General features: G+C 71.0%; 18 protein-coding genes. 13 read left to right on the forward strand and 5 right to left on the reverse strand.

Going from position 1 to position 16,576, the window contains the following annotated elements; genetic code table 11:
* Nucleotides 1-240 precede the first annotated feature (240 nt).
* The 5 genes from SY84_RS16035 (at nt 241) to SY84_RS13720 (ending at nt 5,666) form a co-directional block, all read left to right on the forward strand.
* Nucleotides 241-2,238 (forward strand): DUF4900 domain-containing protein, encoded by a 1,998-nt coding sequence (locus SY84_RS16035; protein ID WP_052751173.1) that lies wholly within the window; start codon nt 241-243, stop codon nt 2,236-2,238.
* On the forward strand, nt 2,235-2,678 hold the full coding sequence (locus SY84_RS13705) for a GspH/FimT family pseudopilin (protein WP_046844470.1): 444 nt from the start codon (nt 2,235-2,237) through the stop codon (nt 2,676-2,678). The genes SY84_RS16035 and SY84_RS13705 overlap by 4 nt, the downstream gene beginning before the upstream one ends.
* A complete protein-coding gene (locus tag SY84_RS16040) occupies nt 2,668-3,087 on the forward strand; it encodes a type IV pilus modification PilV family protein (RefSeq protein ID WP_052751174.1) in 420 nt (139 codons plus the stop codon). Before SY84_RS13705 ends, SY84_RS16040 begins: the two co-directional genes overlap by 11 nt.
* Nucleotides 3,084-3,908 carry a prepilin-type N-terminal cleavage/methylation domain-containing protein gene (locus SY84_RS13715; protein ID WP_046844471.1) on the forward strand — a complete coding sequence of 275 codons (825 nt, stop codon included), beginning with the start codon at nt 3,084-3,086 and terminating at the stop codon, nt 3,906-3,908. The genes SY84_RS16040 and SY84_RS13715 overlap by 4 nt, the downstream gene beginning before the upstream one ends.
* A 117-nt stretch (nt 3,909-4,025) precedes the next feature.
* The gene (locus SY84_RS13720; RefSeq protein ID WP_046844472.1) at nt 4,026-5,666 is read left to right on the forward strand and encodes a CTP synthase; all 1,641 of its coding nucleotides are present in this window, start codon (nt 4,026-4,028) and stop codon (nt 5,664-5,666) included.
* Between the two features lie 141 nt (nt 5,667-5,807).
* On the opposite strand, the gene coaE is transcribed toward SY84_RS13720, so the two are convergent.
* On the reverse strand, nt 5,808-6,416 hold the full coding sequence (gene coaE / locus SY84_RS13725) for a dephospho-CoA kinase (protein ID WP_046844473.1): 609 nt from the start codon (nt 6,414-6,416) through the stop codon (nt 5,808-5,810).
* Nucleotides 6,417-6,676: 260 nt separating this feature from the next.
* Between coaE and SY84_RS13730 the strand changes: the two genes are divergently transcribed.
* Both SY84_RS13730 and SY84_RS13735 read left to right on the forward strand, forming a co-directional pair.
* Nucleotides 6,677-7,831, forward strand: coding sequence for a tetratricopeptide repeat protein (locus SY84_RS13730; protein WP_046844474.1), 1,155 nt, complete (start codon nt 6,677-6,679; stop codon nt 7,829-7,831).
* 542 nt (nt 7,832-8,373) lie between these two features.
* Nucleotides 8,374-8,937 carry a CAP domain-containing protein gene (locus SY84_RS13735; protein ID WP_052751175.1) on the forward strand — a complete coding sequence of 188 codons (564 nt, stop codon included), beginning with the start codon at nt 8,374-8,376 and terminating at the stop codon, nt 8,935-8,937.
* A 175-nt stretch (nt 8,938-9,112) separates the two neighbouring features.
* Here the strand turns inward: SY84_RS13735 and SY84_RS13740 are convergent, their stop codons facing one another.
* Nucleotides 9,113-9,850, reverse strand: a complete 738-nt coding sequence (locus SY84_RS13740; protein ID WP_046844475.1) for a DUF937 domain-containing protein — start codon at nt 9,848-9,850, stop codon at nt 9,113-9,115.
* Between the two features lie 190 nt (nt 9,851-10,040).
* Here SY84_RS13740 and SY84_RS13745 point away from each other — a divergent pair, with 190 nt between their 5' ends.
* The 6 genes from SY84_RS13745 (at nt 10,041) to SY84_RS13775 (ending at nt 14,525) form a co-directional block, all read left to right on the forward strand.
* Nucleotides 10,041-10,886, forward strand: a complete 846-nt coding sequence (locus SY84_RS13745; protein ID WP_081424608.1) for an ABC transporter permease — start codon at nt 10,041-10,043, stop codon at nt 10,884-10,886.
* Nucleotides 10,879-11,697, forward strand: a complete 819-nt coding sequence (locus SY84_RS13750) for an ABC transporter permease (RefSeq protein WP_245621347.1) — start codon at nt 10,879-10,881, stop codon at nt 11,695-11,697. Before SY84_RS13745 ends, SY84_RS13750 begins: the two co-directional genes overlap by 8 nt.
* A 193-nt stretch (nt 11,698-11,890) precedes the next feature.
* Nucleotides 11,891-12,847 carry an ABC transporter ATP-binding protein gene (locus SY84_RS13760; RefSeq protein ID WP_046844477.1) on the forward strand — a complete coding sequence of 319 codons (957 nt, stop codon included), beginning with the start codon at nt 11,891-11,893 and terminating at the stop codon, nt 12,845-12,847.
* Nucleotides 12,848-12,852: 5 nt separating this feature from the next.
* Nucleotides 12,853-13,239 carry a hypothetical protein gene (locus SY84_RS13765; protein WP_046844478.1) on the forward strand — a complete coding sequence of 129 codons (387 nt, stop codon included), beginning with the start codon at nt 12,853-12,855 and terminating at the stop codon, nt 13,237-13,239.
* A complete protein-coding gene (locus SY84_RS13770) occupies nt 13,236-13,862 on the forward strand; it encodes a DNA-3-methyladenine glycosylase (protein WP_046844479.1) in 627 nt (208 codons plus the stop codon). Before SY84_RS13765 ends, SY84_RS13770 begins: the two co-directional genes overlap by 4 nt.
* Nucleotides 13,863-13,919: 57 nt before the next feature.
* Nucleotides 13,920-14,525 (forward strand): DNA-3-methyladenine glycosylase, encoded by a 606-nt coding sequence (locus SY84_RS13775; protein ID WP_046844480.1) that lies wholly within the window; start codon nt 13,920-13,922, stop codon nt 14,523-14,525.
* A 111-nt stretch (nt 14,526-14,636) separates the two neighbouring features.
* Here SY84_RS13775 and meaB read toward each other — a convergent pair whose 3' ends face one another.
* From meaB to SY84_RS16045, 3 genes are read right to left on the reverse strand one after another with little or no spacing between them, the layout of a single operon-like run.
* Nucleotides 14,637-15,614 carry a methylmalonyl Co-A mutase-associated GTPase MeaB gene (gene meaB, locus SY84_RS13780; protein ID WP_046844481.1) on the reverse strand — a complete coding sequence of 326 codons (978 nt, stop codon included), beginning with the start codon at nt 15,612-15,614 and terminating at the stop codon, nt 14,637-14,639.
* Entirely contained in the window at nt 15,590-16,126 is a 537-nt protein-coding gene (locus SY84_RS13785) for a hypothetical protein (protein ID WP_046844482.1), read from the reverse strand. The genes meaB and SY84_RS13785 overlap by 25 nt, the downstream gene beginning before the upstream one ends.
* The gene (locus tag SY84_RS16045) at nt 16,120-16,548 is read right to left on the reverse strand and encodes a hypothetical protein (RefSeq protein ID WP_157883000.1); all 429 of its coding nucleotides are present in this window, start codon (nt 16,546-16,548) and stop codon (nt 16,120-16,122) included. Before SY84_RS16045 ends, SY84_RS13785 begins: the two co-directional genes overlap by 7 nt.
* Nucleotides 16,549-16,576: the final 28 nt, after the last annotated feature.

A 16,576-nucleotide genomic window follows, 5' to 3' on the forward strand; every position in this document is an offset into this window, starting at 1 on the left:
GGGGTCTCCGGACCGCCGCCCGAAGACCCGGTGGATGAGGGGGCCCGGCGCTCAGTGGCGCAGTGCACTGTCTACCCATTTACAAGGCTGCCTGCCGCCTGGCCGAGCAGTGCGCCATGAGTGAACAGTGGGTCAACAAGTATGACATTCCGGTGCGGCGCGGCCAAGACCCGACCCACCCTGCCGGACACCCCGGGCTGGGGGTGAGATTTTTCGCAGACGGATCTTCATACTGGCCTCATGCGGTCCTCCGAACGAACGCAGGGCGCCACCCTGATCGTCTCCCTGCTGCTGGTCATGCTGCTCCTCGCGGTGATCATGAGCGTCACCGCGCAGGTCACCCTCTCGGCCCGGCGCTCCAGCAGCGACCAGGAAAGCGTGCTGCGCGCCCAGCTGGCCGCCGAATCCGGTACCGCCCTCATCCAGGCGCGCGCGCGCGTCATGAGCACCCTGCTGCGCAGCGCGCAGTTCAGTCCCGCCGACACCCCCCTCGTGCTGAGCGACCTGGCTGCCATCTGCGGCCTGAGCAGCATGCCCGCCGTGGCGGTCGGCAGTGACGTCTGCGACCTGAGCGCCCTGAGCGGCGGCCTGAACGAGGCCGGTGACGCCCGCGTGCGCCTGCTCGTGCGGGCCGTCGCTCCCGCTGCCTTCGCCGCCGCCGGACTCGACGGCAGCACCGACGCCAAGCGCGCCGCGTACTGGCGCGAGATGTTCAGCGGCGCTGCCGGCACCAGCCTGAACGGCACCCCCAGCGGCGCCACGTACGCCGCCACGTACGGCCTGCGCCCCACCCGCCTGACCCGCAGCGGCGTCAGCGAGTACCGCCTGTTCTTCAGCATGCCCGACGCGCAGATCACCGGCGCGGCCGGCACCACCACCCGGCAGGTCCGCCTGCGCGCCGAGCAGCCCGGCCTGAACCTCGTCATCCAGCGGCCGTCGCTGGCGCCGAACGCCCTGTTCACCAACCACCACTTCGCCTCTCCCGAGGCCGAAGCGGCCGGCAGCCGCATCACCTTCACCAGCCGCACCATGTTCAGCGGCCCCGTGCACACCAACGGCCAGTTCCGCTTCATCGGCAAACCCTGGTTCGGCGGCGCCGTCACGAGCGCCGGCTGCCCCGCCGGGCAGATCCAGACGACCGCCACCGGCGACGTCTGCGCCGTGGCTGCCCAGCCCGGCGCGCACTTCGACACGACCTTCACCGCCAGTTCCGCCATGACCCCCAGCCCCGACGCCCCCACCTACTGCTACGCGGGCAACCCCGACTGCGCCGGCAACCCCGACGTGGCCCCCAGCTTCCCGCAGGGCGTCACGTGGAACGCGCCGTTCATGCAGCTGCCCGTCAACGGCAACGACCAGGCGGCCGCCGCACAGACCGGCGGGGTGCTGATCCCCGGGAACGTCACGAACCTCCAGCTGTACCGCGCGGCCGTCACCGGGCAGGACAGCCAGCGCATCACGTACACCACCGAGGCCGGCGTCACCGTGAACCTCGCCGTGGGCACCAACCGGAAGCTGCGCATCCAGGACGGCAGCGGCACCTGGGTGCCCGCCGTGCGCGCCGCCGACGGCAGCATCGCCCCCGGCAGCCCCGCCTCGGACTTCAACGGGGTGGTGTACGTGAATGGCGCCGTGGCGAGCCTGAACGCCGGACCCGACCCGGTCGGCGCGGCCGTCGCGCCCTTCAGCGGCCTGACCCTGGCCGCCACCGGCAACATCAACATCACCAGCGACCTGACCTACGCCGACCCGCCCTGCACCGGCCAGCACACCCGCAACGCCGACGGGAGCGTCACCCCCGCCACCTGCGCGAACCTGAACGCCACGAACATCCTGGGCATCTACTCCAGCACCGGCAACGTGAACCTGATCAGCCCGAAGGTGGACGCCACGTCCCGGCTGGGCAACAACCCGAACATCCACGCGGTCATGATGGCCGGCACCGGCGCCGTGCAGGTTAGCGGGTACGGCACCGGCGCCCCCATGGGGAACGTGAACCTGATCGGCGGGATCATCGAGAACTACTACGGCGCGTTCGGTACGACCAGCGGCAACGTCCAGCAGACCGGGTACGGCCGGAACTTCGTGTTCGACCCGCGCACCCTGGCCGGCGTGGAACCCCCGTTCTTCCCAACCTCGCGCACGTGGACCATGGCGCTCGTCACGACGCCCACCGGCACCACCCAGCCCACCGAGCCTATCGACCTGCGCGGCGACACCGTCTCGGAGGCCCCATGACCCGCGTTCACACCCAGGGCTTCACGCTGCTGGAACTGCTGCTGGTGATCGCCATCCTGGGCATCATCGCGGGCATTTTCGGGTGGTCCCTGCTGGGCAACCTGCGCGCCACGCAACTGCGCGACGCCGCCACCCAGATCAGCGCAGACCTGCGCGCCGCCCGCAGCGCCACCCTCAAAAGCGGGCAGAGCACCACCGTCACCACCACCCTGAACGCCAGCACGTACACCGTCACGCGCGGCGCCGACACCCGCACCCGCAACCTGCCCAGCGGCGTGCAGGTCAGCGCCCAGACAGCCGCCGCCGTGCAGTACCGCGCGCCCAGCGGCGTCACCGACGGCACCGGCACCATCTGGACGCTGCGCCACCCGGCCAGCGGGCGACTCATGCAGGTCAGGATCGTCGGCCTGACCGGAAAGGTCATCCTGAATGCGAACTGAACCCCTCACCGCCGGACTGACCATCGTCGAGGTGCTCGTCGGCGTCTTCCTGCTGAGCGTCATCGCCGTCGTCGTCCTGAGCCCCCTGACCAGCTTCTTCGGCCTGACCCGCAAGAGCAGCCAGCAGGTCAGCGCCACCCAGCAGGCCCAGCAGGTCGTCGAGGCGATCCGCGGCGACTGGCTCAACGTGGGCAACTACGACCAGCGCTGCGCCACCGAGCCGCTGCCCGCAGGCACCACCGTCACCCTCCACAACCTCGACCTCAGCGGCGCCGAGGCCGCGACCGTCACGCTGAACTCCACCTGCACCGGCCACCCGCCCGACCCCAGCCCCGCGCGGCGCATCAGCGTGCAGGTCAGCGTGAACGGCACCGCCAGCACCCTGAACGTGGACGTGGCCCGCCCATGACCCCTCCCCGTCCCCACGCCGCCGCGCCCACGCAGGGCTTCACGCTGACCGAACTGCTCATCGGCATCGCGCTGGCGCTGCTCGTGCTGTTCGCGGCGGGCAGCCTGCTCGTCAGCAGCAGCCGCAGCGCCAGCGACCTGCAGATCCGCAACGACCTGCTGCTCGAACAGCAGGTCGCCGCGAACTACCTGCTCGCGGGCGCCCGCGAGGCCGCGTACGTGTACCCGAACGGCACGGCCATCAACCTGCCCGCGCACTACTCCACCACCCGCCCGGGCGGCGGCAGCTGGACGGTCGGCGGCAGCGTGCCCATCCTGGCGTTCATCCAGGCGCCCGAACGGCCCGTGGCAGGCTGCGCCCTGACCACCGCCGACACCCGCCGCGCCTGCTACACCTTCCGCGCGTACTACCCCGTCCGCCGGGCCGACTGGACGGCCGCCGCGCCCCCCGAAGCGAACCCCGGCGCCGACCCCGGCAACGACGACCGCTGGGTCCTGGCCGAATTCACGCAGGTCCTGAACGCCGTCACGCCCCCCACCGTCACGGGCGCGCAGAACCTCGCGGCGGGCGGACTGAACGGCGCGGCCACCCTGCTGCTCGACTACGTGCAGCCGGCCGTGCCCGGCCTGCCCGCGCTGCTGGACGCGGTTACGCCGGTCCCGCAGGCGCCCGGCACGGTGCGCGTCACCATGAACCTGAGCCTGAACCGCGCCGTGCGCGGCCGCGACACCACCCTGCCCGCCCGGCCCGCCGCGACGCCCGCCACCTGGGTGCAGCGCGTGACCGTCGCGCCCCGCAACGTGGGCACCCTGGCGCCCTGACCGGGCCAGGACGTGCTAGCATGAAATCCCGGAGGCCGAGCGCCCCGGTTTTTCTTTTTGGCCCCGTCTCACCTGGGGTGGCCCCCCGGGCTGGGGGTCAGGCGCTCGCGGTCAGACATGAAATACATCTTCGTTACAGGCGGCGTCGTCAGCAGCCTCGGTAAAGGCGTGGCCAGCGCGTCCCTCGGGGCACTCCTACGCGCGCGCGGTTACAAGGTCACGGCCGTCAAGATCGACCCGTACATCAACATCGACGCGGGCACCATGCGCCCCTACGAGCACGGCGAGTGCTTCGTCACCGCGTCCGGCGCAGAGACCGACCTCGACATCGGCAACTATGAGCGTTTCCTGGATCTCGACATCCCGGCGGGCAGCAACATCACGACCGGGCAGGTGTACCAGGAAGTCATCCGCAAGGAACGCGCCGGGGATTACCTCTCGCAGACTGTGCAGGTCATCCCGCACGTCACCGACGAGATCAAACGCCGCGTGCGCGCCGCCGGGGAACGCGCCGGCGCCGAGATCGTCCTGATCGAGGTGGGCGGCACCGTCGGCGACATCGAGAGCCTGCCGTTCCTGGAAGCGATCCGGCAGTTCAAGTTCGACGAGGGCGACGAGAACGTCCTGTACCTGCACCTCACGCTCGTGCCGTACCTGGGCACCAGCAACGAGTTCAAGACCAAACCCACCCAGCACTCGGTCGCGGAACTGCGCAGCGTGGGCATCAGCCCCGACATCGTCATGGTGCGCAGCAAGGAGAAACTCCCGCCCGAGATCACCCGCAAGATCGCCGCGTTCACCAGCGTGCGCGAGAACCGCGTCTTTTCCAGCTTCGACGTCTCCCACGTGTACGAGGTGCCCCTCGCGCTGGAGGAACAGGGCCTGGGCAAGACCGTCGAGGACATCCTGGGCCTCGAGCGCATCCACCCGAACCTCGGCGTGTGGCAGAACGCCGTCAGGACCATCAAGCAGCCCGCGCGTGAAGTCACGATCGCCATCGCCGGGAAGTACACCGCGATGCCCGACGCGTACCTGAGCCTCATGGAGTCCCTCACGCACGCCGGGATCGCCAACGACGCCCGCGTGAACATCCAGTGGGTGAACGCCGAGGACCTCGCCGACCCCAGCGTCACCGACGCCGACGTCCGCGCCCGCCTGGAAGGCGCCGACGGCATCCTCGTGCCCGGCGGCTTCGGCATCCGCGGCATCGAGGGCAAGATCCGCGCCGCGCAGTACGCCCGCGAGAGCGGCACCCCCTACCTGGGCATCTGCCTGGGCATGCAGATCGCCGTGATCGAATACGCCCGCCACAAGGCAGGCCTGGACGGCGCGAACAGCGCCGAGTTCGACGAGTACGCCCCGCACAAGGTCATCGACCTGATGCCCGAACAGCTCGAAGTCGCCGGGATGGGCGGCACCATGCGCCTGGGCGACTGGCCCATGGACCTCCAGGCCGGCACGAAGATCGCCGAACTGTACGGCGTTCCGCAGGGCGGCACCGTCCGCGAACGCCACCGCCACCGCTTCGAGGTGAACCCCGCCTACACCCAGCAGCTCAAGGACGCCGGACTCGTCATCAGCGGCGTCACCCCCGGCGTCGAGGGACGCGGCGCGGGCCTCGTGGAAACCATCGAGATCCCCGGCCACCCGTACTTCGTGGCCCTCCAGGCCCACCCGGAATTCAAGAGCCGCCCCATGCGCCCCAGCCCCCCCTTCGCCGGACTGATCAAGGCCGCGCTGGACGCCCAGCAGGCCTGAACGCGCACGGAAGAGGGGGCGGACTCGCGGGGCGGGGGCGCCCCCTCTTCTGGGCTGTAGGGAGTGGAAAGTGGGTGGGCCTTGACGCGGGCAGCCGGGTCGCGCGCACGCTGTTGACCATCAACCATCAACCATCAACCATCAACCATCAACCATCACCAGTCCCAGCTGGCGCAGCGCCCTGTCCACCTGCGCCTCGAGGTGGGGGAGGTCGCGGTCGTTGTCGATGACGACGGTGGCGCGCTTGCGTTTCTGCGCGGCGGGGAGCTGGCGGGCGTCGCGGGCCAGCACCTCGGCCTCGGTCAGGCCGCTGCGGGCCATGACCCGCCCCACGCGCAGGTGCAGGGGGGCATCTACGACGATCACGGCGTCCATCTGGGCGTCCAGGCCACCCTCGAAGAGCAGCGGGACGTCCTGAACGACGGCCCGCGCGCCCTGCCGGGCGGCCTGCGCTTCCAGCGCCGCCATGCGCGCGCGGACGCGCGGGTGCGTGATGGCGTTCAGGTCTGCCAGGGCGGCGGGGTTGCCGAACACCCGCGCGGCCAGTGCGGCGCGGTCCAGGGTGCCGCCCACGACCACGCCGGGGAAACGGTCGGCCAGCAGAGTGAGCACCTCGGGGTCCTGCGTGACCAGCCGGGCCTGCTCGTCGGCGTCCAGCACGGTCAGGCCGCGCGCGCGCAGCAGCTGCGCAACCGTACTCTTGCCCGCTCCGATGGACCCGGTCAGGCCGATGCGCTGCGTGGTGGTCATGCCCGGCACTGTAGCAGCGCCCCGCCCCGCCTCTCATGGGCGGACGTGGCGGCGCGCGGCCCGGTGGGCCATCAGACGCCCGTCAAGTGGCGCGGCGACACTGCCCTCATGAATCACCCGGCCGGTCATTTTCCCCCCTCTCACGGGCACTTCACCCCGCCCGAAGCGGTTCTCACGTATCATGCCCGCATGCCCAATCCCGGCAGTGAGCGGATCGCGCGTCCCCAGACGGCCGCGCCGACCCCCACGGAGGTTTCCGAGTGAATCGACGCACCATGACCGGCGGACTGCTGAGCCTCATGCTGCTGCTGGCGCCCGCCAGCGCGCAGACGGCCCCCGCCACGCCCGCCACCCCCAGCGCCGCCCCGGCCGCGCGCCCGATCCCCGCCGCGAACTACGTCGCGGTCGGCGGGTACTACTACGAGCAGGGCAAGTACGATCAGGCGTACGTCGCGTACCGCGCCGCCGCTGAACTCGAACCCAGCAACCCGGCCGCGCTGCTCGGCCTGGGGCGCGCGCAGGTGAAACTGCGGCTGTACAGCGCCGGGATCACCACGCTGCAGAAACTCGTGACGCTCGACCCGCGGAACTTCGACGCGCAGATCGCGCTGTCGCAGGCGTTCGTGCAGCAGTACATCGGCGCGGGGGACCGCACGCTGGTCGCCGCGAACCTCGGCGCCGCCCTGAAAGTCCTCCAGGACGCCGAGGGCGTCGCGCAGGCCGCCACGCAGAGCGGGGACCTGCTGCTCAGCCGCGTCTGGAACGAACGCGGTTACGTGTACAAACTCCAGGGTGACGCGGCGCGGGCCATCGACGCGTTCAAGCGGGCCATCGCCCTGAACGGCGAGAACGCCATCCTGCTGTACAACCTGGGCGACATGTACTACGCCACCGGGAACGTCCCGCTGGCGCTGGACAACCTGCAGCAGGCCGTGATCCTCGACCCGCGCGATCCGTTCAACCGCGCGTACTACGCCAAGCTGCTGGCCCTGAGCGGTAACGTCGCCGCCGCCAAACCCGAGGCCGCGCAGGCCGCCCGACTGGCCCCGAAGAACGCCTATGCCGTCGGGCAGTACGGCGTCGTGAGTTACCTCGCGCGGGACGCCGTGACGGCCCGCGCGCAGCTGACGCAGGCGGTCACGCTCGACCCGCTGCGCTACCCGGAGTTCTACTACTACCTGGGTCGCCTGTCACTGGACGCCGGGGACCTGAAGGTCGCCCGCGAGCAGTTCACCCGCGCGAGCGCCCTGGGCAGCCAGAACGCCGAGTACGCCTACTACCTGGGCCTCAGCTACGAGCGCGGGGCGGGCGCCGTCGCCCCGGACCGCCTGAAGGCCCGAGAGAACTACGAACGCGCCCTGAAGCTCATCCCCGGGTACAAGGACGCGCAGGACGCCCTGAACCGCGTGCGCTGATCCCGCTCGTCCCGCCGCAGGCCCCCTGGTTCCGACCGGGGGGCCTGCGCCCGGTCGTGCCCAGAACGCCGCGCACGGGGCTGTTCCTGAACTGACAGCAGAATTCAGAGGTATTGAAGGAGTTCCCCCAATACCTCTGAACCGAGCAGAGCGAGCATCTGGACAGGACAGCGGTTGGCATTGGAGCCCTGGAGCGTGCTCTTGGCCTCTCAATGGAACTGGAAACCGCTGTGAGCGGACGATCTTCATGGTGGCCCGTCATTGGGACGGCCGCTGTCACAATAACCTCACAACCGTAAAAAATTCACATTGCCGTTGTGTCTCCCGGGTCGCCCAGGTGATCGTATAGCGTGTAGATGACGTCCAGCACGACTGTTCTGGCGTACATGATTTCCGTCTGACAGGGCAAGCGGCCCCCCGGGTGGGGGCGCCCGGCCCACCGTCTTCATTTTCCGCTTCGTGAGTGGCCCGAGAGGGCCGCCCGGCTACCTTGAGGCCACTTCGGACCGCGCCACCTACTCCCGCCGGTCAAAGGACCTCACATGCGCCAGTTCCTCCTGACCAGCCTGCTTCCCCTGACCGCCCTTCTCGCCTCTTGCGGCGGCCCCAGCACCCCCAGCGCCGTCGGCAGCGCCGGCAGTACCGGCGGTCAGAGCAGCGGCCCCCACGACACCGGGAATCAGACCATGAGCAGCGAAGAGGCGCAGATCCTCAGTGCGCTGAATGCCGCGCGTGGCGTGGCCCGCACCTGCGGCGGCGTGCGGTTTGAAGCGGCGGCGCCCGTCACCTGGAACGGCTACCTGGCTGCCGCGGCCCGCGCCCACGCGGCCGATATGGCCACCCGGCGGTTCTTCGACCACGTGAACCCGGACGGGGCCACGCCCGCGCGCCGCGTCGAGAAGGCTGGCTACACCGCCTGGACCGAGGTCGCCGAGAACATCGCCGCCGGGTACACTGTCGCGAACGTCATGCAGGGCTGGATCGACAGTGCCAGCCACTGCAAGACCCTGATGGACCCGACCCTGCGTGAAGTCGGTATCGGGTACACGTACCAGCCTGGCACGCCCTACGGAACGTACTGGGTGCAGGATTTCGGCACGCGCTGAAGGCGCAGGGGACGCCGGCGGCTGAAGGCCCGTCCCCGACACAGGAACGACCGGGCGGGGCGACTCTGTGAGGGGAGTCGTCCCGCCCACGACGTGACCCCCACAGGCAGGCGCCCCGGTGTCGTCGGCAGCGCCGGGCCTTCCCTGTGGAGGGGTGTTCAGTGACGTGGTGCGGTCAGCGGCGACCGCCGAACATGCCGATCAGATCGTCCAGGGCGTTGCCGTCTCTGTCGCCGTCCAGCGCGCGGTTCAACGTGCCGAACAGGTCACCGCCGCCCGGCGCGCTGGTCTGCGCGGCCCCCGCGGTGGGGTAGCCGGGCAGCACAGTGCCGCCTCCCAGCACGCTGCCCGGGTGCGGCTGCTGCACCGGCGCGCGCTGCTGCCCGCCGCCCAGGATGCCGCCGAGCACGCTGCCCAATCCGCCGCCCCCCACCAGGCCGCCCAGGATGCTGCCCAGGTCCGGGCCGCCCCCCTGACCGGTGGTCTGCCCGCTGTTCGTACTCATCCCGCCCCCCTGCCGCTGACGGCCCAGGTACGCCAGGACCAGCGGGGCCAGCATGCTCAGAATCTGCATGGCGAGCTGCGGGTCGATGCCGGCGCGTTTGCCGACGGCCTGCGCCGCCTGGGCCTGCTGGCCGCCAAACACGTGCCCCAGGATCTTCTGACCGTCGTGGGTGTCAGGCACCTGCCCGCCGGCGAAGGCGTCCAGCGCCGACCCGTCGTGGCGGTTCAGGGCGCCGCTCAGGGTGTCCAGGCCGCCGGGCTGCGCGGCGTTGCGGGTCAGGGCGCCCAGCAGCAGCGGCAACGCCGCCTGCATGGCCACCTGCGTCTGCTGCGGGCTGGTGCCCGCCTGCTGCCCGATGCGCTGCTCTGCCTGCCCCATTCCGCCCAGCATGTTGAAGATGTCCATCATGATGCGTTCCTCCCTTGGGATGCGCCCAGCCTAAGCCTCCCCGGCGCAGCGTCCGTGGGCGGGCCGTTCAGCAAATCCTGACGCTCGCGGCCCGCTGGCGGCGGTCCCTCCGCCACCCGGCGTATTCCGCTGCCGCCGCCCGGCCCGGTACCCTGAACGCTTCCGGTTCGGCAACTGGAGGAGGGAACCTATGACCACCACCCCCGCCCCCCCCACGGGGGGCTCCCTTTCACGTCGGTCCCGGCTGGCGCTGCCCTGGGCGGTGACCCGGCTGGGTTTCCAGCGGCAGTTCGCGTACCCGCAGGCGGCCCTGTGGGGTCTGATCACCAACTCGTTCTTTGGGCTGCTGCGCGTCGCGGTGCTCCTGGCACTGTTCGGCACCCGCCCGCAGGTGGCCGGGTACACCCCGCAGGACGCGATCACGTACACCGGCCTGACCCAGGCGTTCATCATGGCCTTCAGCCTGTTCGGCTGGTTCGACTTCATGCGGGTCATCCACCGGGGCGAGGTGACGTCGGACCTGCTGCGCCCCGCCAGTCTGCTGGGCTTCTGGGCCGCGCAGGACGCCGGGCGGGCCCTGGGGCAACTGGTGCTGCGCGGCCTGCCCATGCTGCTGATCTTCGGGCTGATCTGGGGCCTGAACTGGCCGCCCGGTCCTCTCGCCTGGGTGCAGGTCGCCCTGAGCGTCCTGCTGGCCTGGGCGTGCGGGTTCCTGTTCCGTTTTCTCGTGAACTGCGCGGCGTTCTGGTCGCCGGACGCGGTGGGATTCGGGCGCTTCGCGTGGGCGGTGCTGGGCCTGGGCTGCGGCTTCCTGATGCCCCTGGCGTTCTTCCCCGAAGGTTTTCGTGCCGTGCTGGCCTGGACGCCCTTTCCCGCCATGCTGAACACCACCGTGGAACTGTGGGTGGGCGTCACCAGCGGCGCGGCCGCGTGGACGGCACTGGGTACGCAACTGGGCTGGACCGTGGCGCTGCTGCTCGCCTGTCAGGTCACGCTGCGGGCGGGACTGCGGCGGCTGGAGGTTGCCGGTGGTTGACGTCCGGCATCACCTGACCCTGTACCTGCGGCTGCTGGGTGCGCAGATCCGCTCGCAGGGCGCGCACCGCACCTCGTTCATCCTCGACGCGCTGGGCAGCCTCCTGATCACCGCCGCCGAGTTCGCCGCGCTCGCCCTGGTCCTCCCGCGCTTCGGCGGACTGGGCGGCTGGACGCTGGGCGAGATCTGCCTGCTGTACGGCCTCGCGGAACTCGCGTTTGTCCTCATGGACATCCTGTTCGGTGGCTTCGACGCACCCAACCTCTCCGCGCACGTCCGCAGCGGCTCGTTCAGCACCTTCCTGCTGCGCCCCGCCCCGCTGACGGTGCAGGTGTTCGCCTCGGACTTCGCGCTGCGCCGCATCCCGCGCGTGCTGCTCGCCGCCGCCATCGCCGGGTACGGCCTCACGCACGCACCCCTCGCCGCCGGGCCCGAGACGGCCGCCCTCCTGACCGCCTCGGTCCTGGGCATGATCTGCTTCTTCGGCGGGCTGTTCGTCATCGGCGGTACTCTGACGTTCTGGACGGTGGACAGCGTCGAGGCCATGAACGTCCTCACCTATGGCGGCCGCACCCTGATCAGCTACCCCATGGACATCTACTCCGCGTGGCTGCGCCGCACCTTCACGTACCTGATCCCCGCCGCGTTCCTGTCCTACCTGCCCGCCCTGCACCTGCTGGGCCGCTCCCTGCCCGACGGCCTGCCCGGTTGGGCCGCACTGATCGGACCGCTGGCCGGGCCACTCGTGCTGGCCGGGGCGTTCGCGTTCTGGCGTGTCGGCGTGCGGCACTACCAGGGGACCGGGACATGAGGGCTGTGGGTTCTGAGTATCGCCCCGACCGTCACGACACGCCATTTATGAGAGGAGGCACCTGCTATGGATTCCCTCTGTTTCGTTGGCAACCCGGAACGCCACCGGATTGTCAACTCCACGCCCGGAACCCGTTTCGCTCCCACTCGGATCCGCTCGAACTGAACGGTTAAACCGTCCAGTCGGAGGTCATATGATTCACGTCGAGCACCTGCGCAAGACCTTCACCACCCGCACCGGCCGGTTCCTCAGCGCGGGGCGCCGCACCCACGAGGCCGTCCGGGACGTGTCCTTCCACATCCCACGCGGCGAGATCGTCGGCTACCTCGGCCCGAACGGCGCCGGAAAAAGCACGACCGTCAAGGTCCTTACCGGCCTGCTCGTCCCCGACAGTGGCGTGGTCACGGTGGGCGGCCTGACGCCCTGGCAGGACCGCCGCCGCCACGTCGCGCGGCTCGGCGCGGTGTTCGGGCAGCGCACCACCCTGTGGTGGGACCTGCCGGTCATCGAGAGCCTGCGTCTCCTGCGGCACGTGTACCGCATCCCGCAAGGCCGCTGGCAGGCGAACCTGAGCACCTTCACCGAACTGCTCGACCTCGGGCCGTTCCTGCACACCCCCGCCCGCGCGCTGTCGCTGGGGCAGCGGATGCGCGCCGACCTCGCCGCCGCGCTGCTGCACGACCCCGAACTGCTGTTCCTGGACGAACCCACCGTCGGCCTGGACGTCGTGGCGAAGGACCGCATCCGGGACTTCATCGCCCACATCAACCGCGAGCGCGAGGTCACGGTGCTCCTGACCACGCACGACCTCGGGGACGTCGAGCGCCTCGCGCGGCGCGTCCTGATCATCGACCACGGGCAACTGCTGTTCGACGGCGACCTCGCCCGCCTCCAGGCCGCGTACGGTTCGCAGCGCGAACTGCACGTGGACTTCGACGGCCCTGTCGCTCAGGCCGAGGTGCCGGGTCTGACCCTCCTGAGCCACGAACCAGGCCGCGCCACGTACGCCTTCACGGGCGCCGCTGCGGGGCCCATCGCCCGCGTCACCGCGCACGCCCCCGTCCGCGACCTCACCGTGCGCGAACCGGACATCGAGGCCACCATCCGCCGCATCTACGAAGGCGACCTGCTCCGCGCCGGGGTAGGGTAGAGGCCATGTCGCTCCCCGAAGCCACAGGCCCGGCCCCCAGCGTGAGCACGGGCACGCTGTTCCTGGTCATCCTGACCTTCGCGGTCGCCTTCAACACCCTGTACCTGACGGTCATCCCCGAGGGCCGCCCCCTGCGAATCGCCTGCGCCGCCCTGCCCCTCGCTGCGCTGCTGTGGACCGCCGTCGCCGTCTGGCGTTCGCGGGGCGTGCCCAGCCCATTCCCCGCCCCGCTCCTGCCCATGATGGCCACCCTCCTCAGCCTTCCCGTGTCCGGCGCGGTTCTCCGGCTCGCGCAGGGTGAGACCCTCGCGGCGGGGCAGTGGGCCATCCTGGGGCTGAGCCTGCTGGCATTCACCGGCGCAGCGATCTACACCCGCCGCACCCGGCCTTGACCCTCTCGCTCGCCCCAGCCCACTTCCGGGGTGACCCGGTCAGCGTCGCGCGCGCGCTGCTGGGCGGGACGCTGGTGCGCGTGCTGGAGGGTGGGGAACGCCTGACCGGGCGGATCGTCGAGGTCGAGGCCTACGACTGCCCGCGCGACCCCGCCTGCACCGCCGGACGCTTCCACGCGGCCCGCAGCGCCGAGATGGCCATCCCGCCCGGCACGTGGCTGTTCTGGACGGCCCACGGTCACCCGCTGCTTCAGGTCGCGTGCCGACCGGAGGGCGTGTCGGCCAGCGTGCTCATCCGCGCCCTGCAGCCGCTGGAGGGCCTGGGGCACATGCTGAGCTTCCGGCCTGTCACCCGCGAACGGGACCTGACGAACGGCCCCGCGAAACTGGTGTACGCGCTGGGCCTGAACCCCGCGCGGATCAGCGGACGGCCGGTGAACGCCCCGGAACTGCACCTCCTGCCGCCCCCCGCGCCGCTGCCCGACGAGGAGGTGGAGGTCACCGCCCGCGTCGGCAGCCGCGAGGGTCGCACCCTCCCGTGGCGCTTCACGGTCCGGGGCAACCCCTGGGTGTCGCCTGCCGCGCCCAGCATGGACCTCGCCCGCCCGGTCAGCGAGAAGTAGCGCCGTGCGGGCTGAGACGTACAGTCCTTCTTGCCGCTGCACCCTACGCTGGCGCGCATGGACCTCTCCCACGCCCGCGCCCTGAGCGCCCAGGCCTTCGCGGGCGACCCGGTCACCCTGGCGCGTGACCTGCTGGGGGCCGTGCTGGTGCGCGTGCTGCCCGGCGGCGAACGGCTGGCCGCGCGGATCGTGGAGACCGAGGGCTACGACTGCCCGCGCGACCCCAGCTGCTATGTCGTCGCCCGGCTGCCCGGCGCGGCGGCAAGCATGGCGGGCCCGCCGGGCCGCGTGTACTACCACGTCGCGTACGATCAACCCCTGCTGAACATCGTCTGCCGGCCCGAGGGCGTGCAGGCCGCCGTCCTGATCCGCGCCGCCGAACCCCTGGCGGGCGAGGAGCGCATGCGTGAACGGCGGCCCGTGAAGCGCCGCCTGGACCTCACGAACGGCCCCGCGAAACTCGTCACGGCCCTGCACCTGGGACCCGAGCTGCGCGGCCAGCCGGTGGACGGCCCGGACTTCTACCTCGTGCCCGGCGACCCCCTGCCGGACGGGGACGTGACCACCACCGCCCGCGTGGGCCTGCGCCGGGGCGCCGACCTGCCCTGGCGGTTCCTGATCAGCGGCAATCCCTGGGTGTCGGCGGGGAAACCCAGCGCCTAAAGCAGAATTCAGGAGTATTGAAGGTGCCCTTCAATACTCCTGAACGAGCGGAGCGAGCACCTGACAACACCAGCGGTTGGAAGTGGAATTGAAGGGCGTGGTGTTGGCCCTTCAATGGAACTGGAAACCGCTGTATGGATCCGGGGTCAGCAGCGCTGCGACGCCCTGCACTGCCGTCCGCTCCCCGCGCGTGACCTCGGCGCGCAGGGCGTGCAGCCTCGTCGGGTCCAGGCCCGCCTGGAACGCCCGCCACGCGGCCTCGCGCAGCAGTTCGTCGAACCACTGCGCCGCCTGCCCCTGGCGTTTCACGCGCAGGTCCACGGCGGCGCGGTACGCCTCGATAGTCGCCCACACCCCGTCCAGCCCCTCACCCGTCAAAGCGGATGCCCGCAGCGCCACGGGCCGCCACGGCGCGTCTTGTGGGGTCAGCAGGGTCAGTGCCGTGCGCAACTCCGTCTGCGCGCGCACCGCCGCCTGCGGGTTCGTGTCGGCCTTGTTCACCACGCACACGTCCGCCAGTTCCATGATCCCGCGCTTGATGCCCTGCAACTCATCCCCCGCGTTCGGCAGGGTCAGCAGCAGAAAAAGGTCGGTCATGGCGGCCACCTGCGTCTCACTCTGGCCCACGCCGACCGTCTCCACGAGGATCACGTCGAAGCCCGCCGCCTCGCACAGCGTGATGGACTCCCGCGTGCGCCGCGCCACGCCCCCCAGCGTGCCCCCACTGGGGCTGGGGCGGATGAACGCATTCGGGTGCACCGTCAGGCGCGGCATGCGCGTCTTGTCGCCCATGATGCTGCCGCCCGTCCGGGCTGAACTGGGGTCCACCGCCAGCACCGCCACCCGGTGCCCCGCGTCGGCCAGCCGCACGCCCAGCGCCTCGATGAACGTGCTCTTCCCCACGCCCGGCACGCCCGTCAGGCCGATCCGCACCGACCGCCCCGCACGCGGCAGCACCTCCGACAGGAGCGCCTGCGCCTGCGCCTCATGCTCGGGCCGCGTGGACTCGACCAGCGTGATGGCTTTCGCCAGCGCCCGCCGCGCCCCCGACAGCAGCGGCAGCGTCAGAGGATGCGGAGTGGCGGGCAAGTGAACCTCTCTATCAGGTCGGCGGGGCGCAGTTCGCGTTCCAGGGTCGGCCAGGGGACGCGGTGCTCGGGTTGCACGTCGCCCCACTCGCGGGTCTGCACGACCTGCCCGTCCGGGCCGATCAGCCGTTCGATCCGCGCGGCCACTGTGTCCTGGCCGGGCGTGCGGCGCAGCACCCACGAGTACGCGCGGGGGCGGCCCGCCTCGTCCCAGTCGATGCGCTGCTCGGTCCGGTCCGGATTCCAGCCCGACGCGGCGCGCAGCACCAGCCGCCGCACCGTGCCACGTGCGTCCGTCCAGGTCTGCACGTCGAAGAACGCGTCCATGATGCAGGGCATCGACGAGCCCTGGAACGCCCGCCAGCCTCCCAATGCGGCGTCATTCCCGGTCATGACCGCCCGCGCGGACGCGACAGGGGAGAGGCCCACCGGCCCGCTCACCCCACCCGCCAGTGCGGCCCCACCCGACAGCGGCGCACTCAACAGCAGCGCCAGCATCAGCCGTTTCAGCATGTCAACCCCCTCGGCACCGCTCGCAGGTATGACCGCAGCGGTGTCGTCACGCCCCGCGCGCGGAACCCCGTCTCCTTCACCAGACGCCCCCGCGCGTCGAACGACCCACGCACGTCCAGCAGGCGACCCGCGAAGCCACTCCAGCTCACGCTGAGCCCCGTCAGGCGCCCGGCCCGGTCGTAACTCTGCCGCACCCACAACCGGTTGTCCGGCAACAGCCGCGCGTACGTCAGGCTCCGCACCCGGCCCGTGTTGTCCAGCAGGTACGTCGTGTCCCCCCGCTCACACACCCGCAGGCCCCCCACCTGGGCGGGCGGCCCCGCAGGCGGCGCGGGCAGGGTCATCCCCACCGCGCGCGCATCGCTCAGACCAGCCACGCCCAGCACGGCACACGCCACCACAGCCCTCAGTCGCTTCAGCATGCGCGCAGGTACGAGGCGGGGCATGTGG

The organism is Deinococcus soli (ex Cha et al. 2016) (assembly GCF_001007995.1).
Lineage (GTDB): Bacteria > Deinococcota > Deinococci > Deinococcales > Deinococcaceae > Deinococcus > Deinococcus soli.

Excerpts from the sequence above, each read along its gene's own strand:
- SY84_RS13740 (WP_046844475.1), bottom strand. The coding sequence starts at position 9,850 with ATGATGGACATCTTCAACATGCTGGGCGGAATGGGGCAGGCAGAGCAG.
- SY84_RS13760 (WP_046844477.1), top strand. The coding sequence starts at position 11,891 with ATGATTCACGTCGAGCACCTGCGCAAGACCTTCACCACCCGCACCGGC.
- SY84_RS13765 (WP_046844478.1), top strand. The coding sequence starts at position 12,853 with ATGTCGCTCCCCGAAGCCACAGGCCCGGCCCCCAGCGTGAGCACGGGC.
- SY84_RS13745 (WP_081424608.1), top strand. The coding sequence starts at position 10,041 with ATGACCACCACCCCCGCCCCCCCCACGGGGGGCTCCCTTTCACGTCGG.
- SY84_RS13775 (WP_046844480.1), top strand. The coding sequence starts at position 13,920 with ATGGACCTCTCCCACGCCCGCGCCCTGAGCGCCCAGGCCTTCGCGGGC.
- SY84_RS13720 (WP_046844472.1), top strand. The coding sequence starts at position 4,026 with ATGAAATACATCTTCGTTACAGGCGGCGTCGTCAGCAGCCTCGGTAAA.
- SY84_RS13785 (WP_046844482.1), bottom strand. The coding sequence starts at position 16,126 with ATGCTGAAACGGCTGATGCTGGCGCTGCTGTTGAGTGCGCCGCTGTCG.
- SY84_RS16035 (WP_052751173.1), top strand. The coding sequence starts at position 241 with ATGCGGTCCTCCGAACGAACGCAGGGCGCCACCCTGATCGTCTCCCTG.
- SY84_RS16045 (WP_157883000.1), bottom strand. The coding sequence starts at position 16,548 with ATGCTGAAGCGACTGAGGGCTGTGGTGGCGTGTGCCGTGCTGGGCGTG.
- SY84_RS13715 (WP_046844471.1), top strand. The coding sequence starts at position 3,084 with ATGACCCCTCCCCGTCCCCACGCCGCCGCGCCCACGCAGGGCTTCACG.
- SY84_RS13705 (WP_046844470.1), top strand. The coding sequence starts at position 2,235 with ATGACCCGCGTTCACACCCAGGGCTTCACGCTGCTGGAACTGCTGCTG.
- coaE (WP_046844473.1), bottom strand. The coding sequence starts at position 6,416 with ATGACCACCACGCAGCGCATCGGCCTGACCGGGTCCATCGGAGCGGGC.
- SY84_RS16040 (WP_052751174.1), top strand. The coding sequence starts at position 2,668 with ATGCGAACTGAACCCCTCACCGCCGGACTGACCATCGTCGAGGTGCTC.
- SY84_RS13735 (WP_052751175.1), top strand. The coding sequence starts at position 8,374 with ATGCGCCAGTTCCTCCTGACCAGCCTGCTTCCCCTGACCGCCCTTCTC.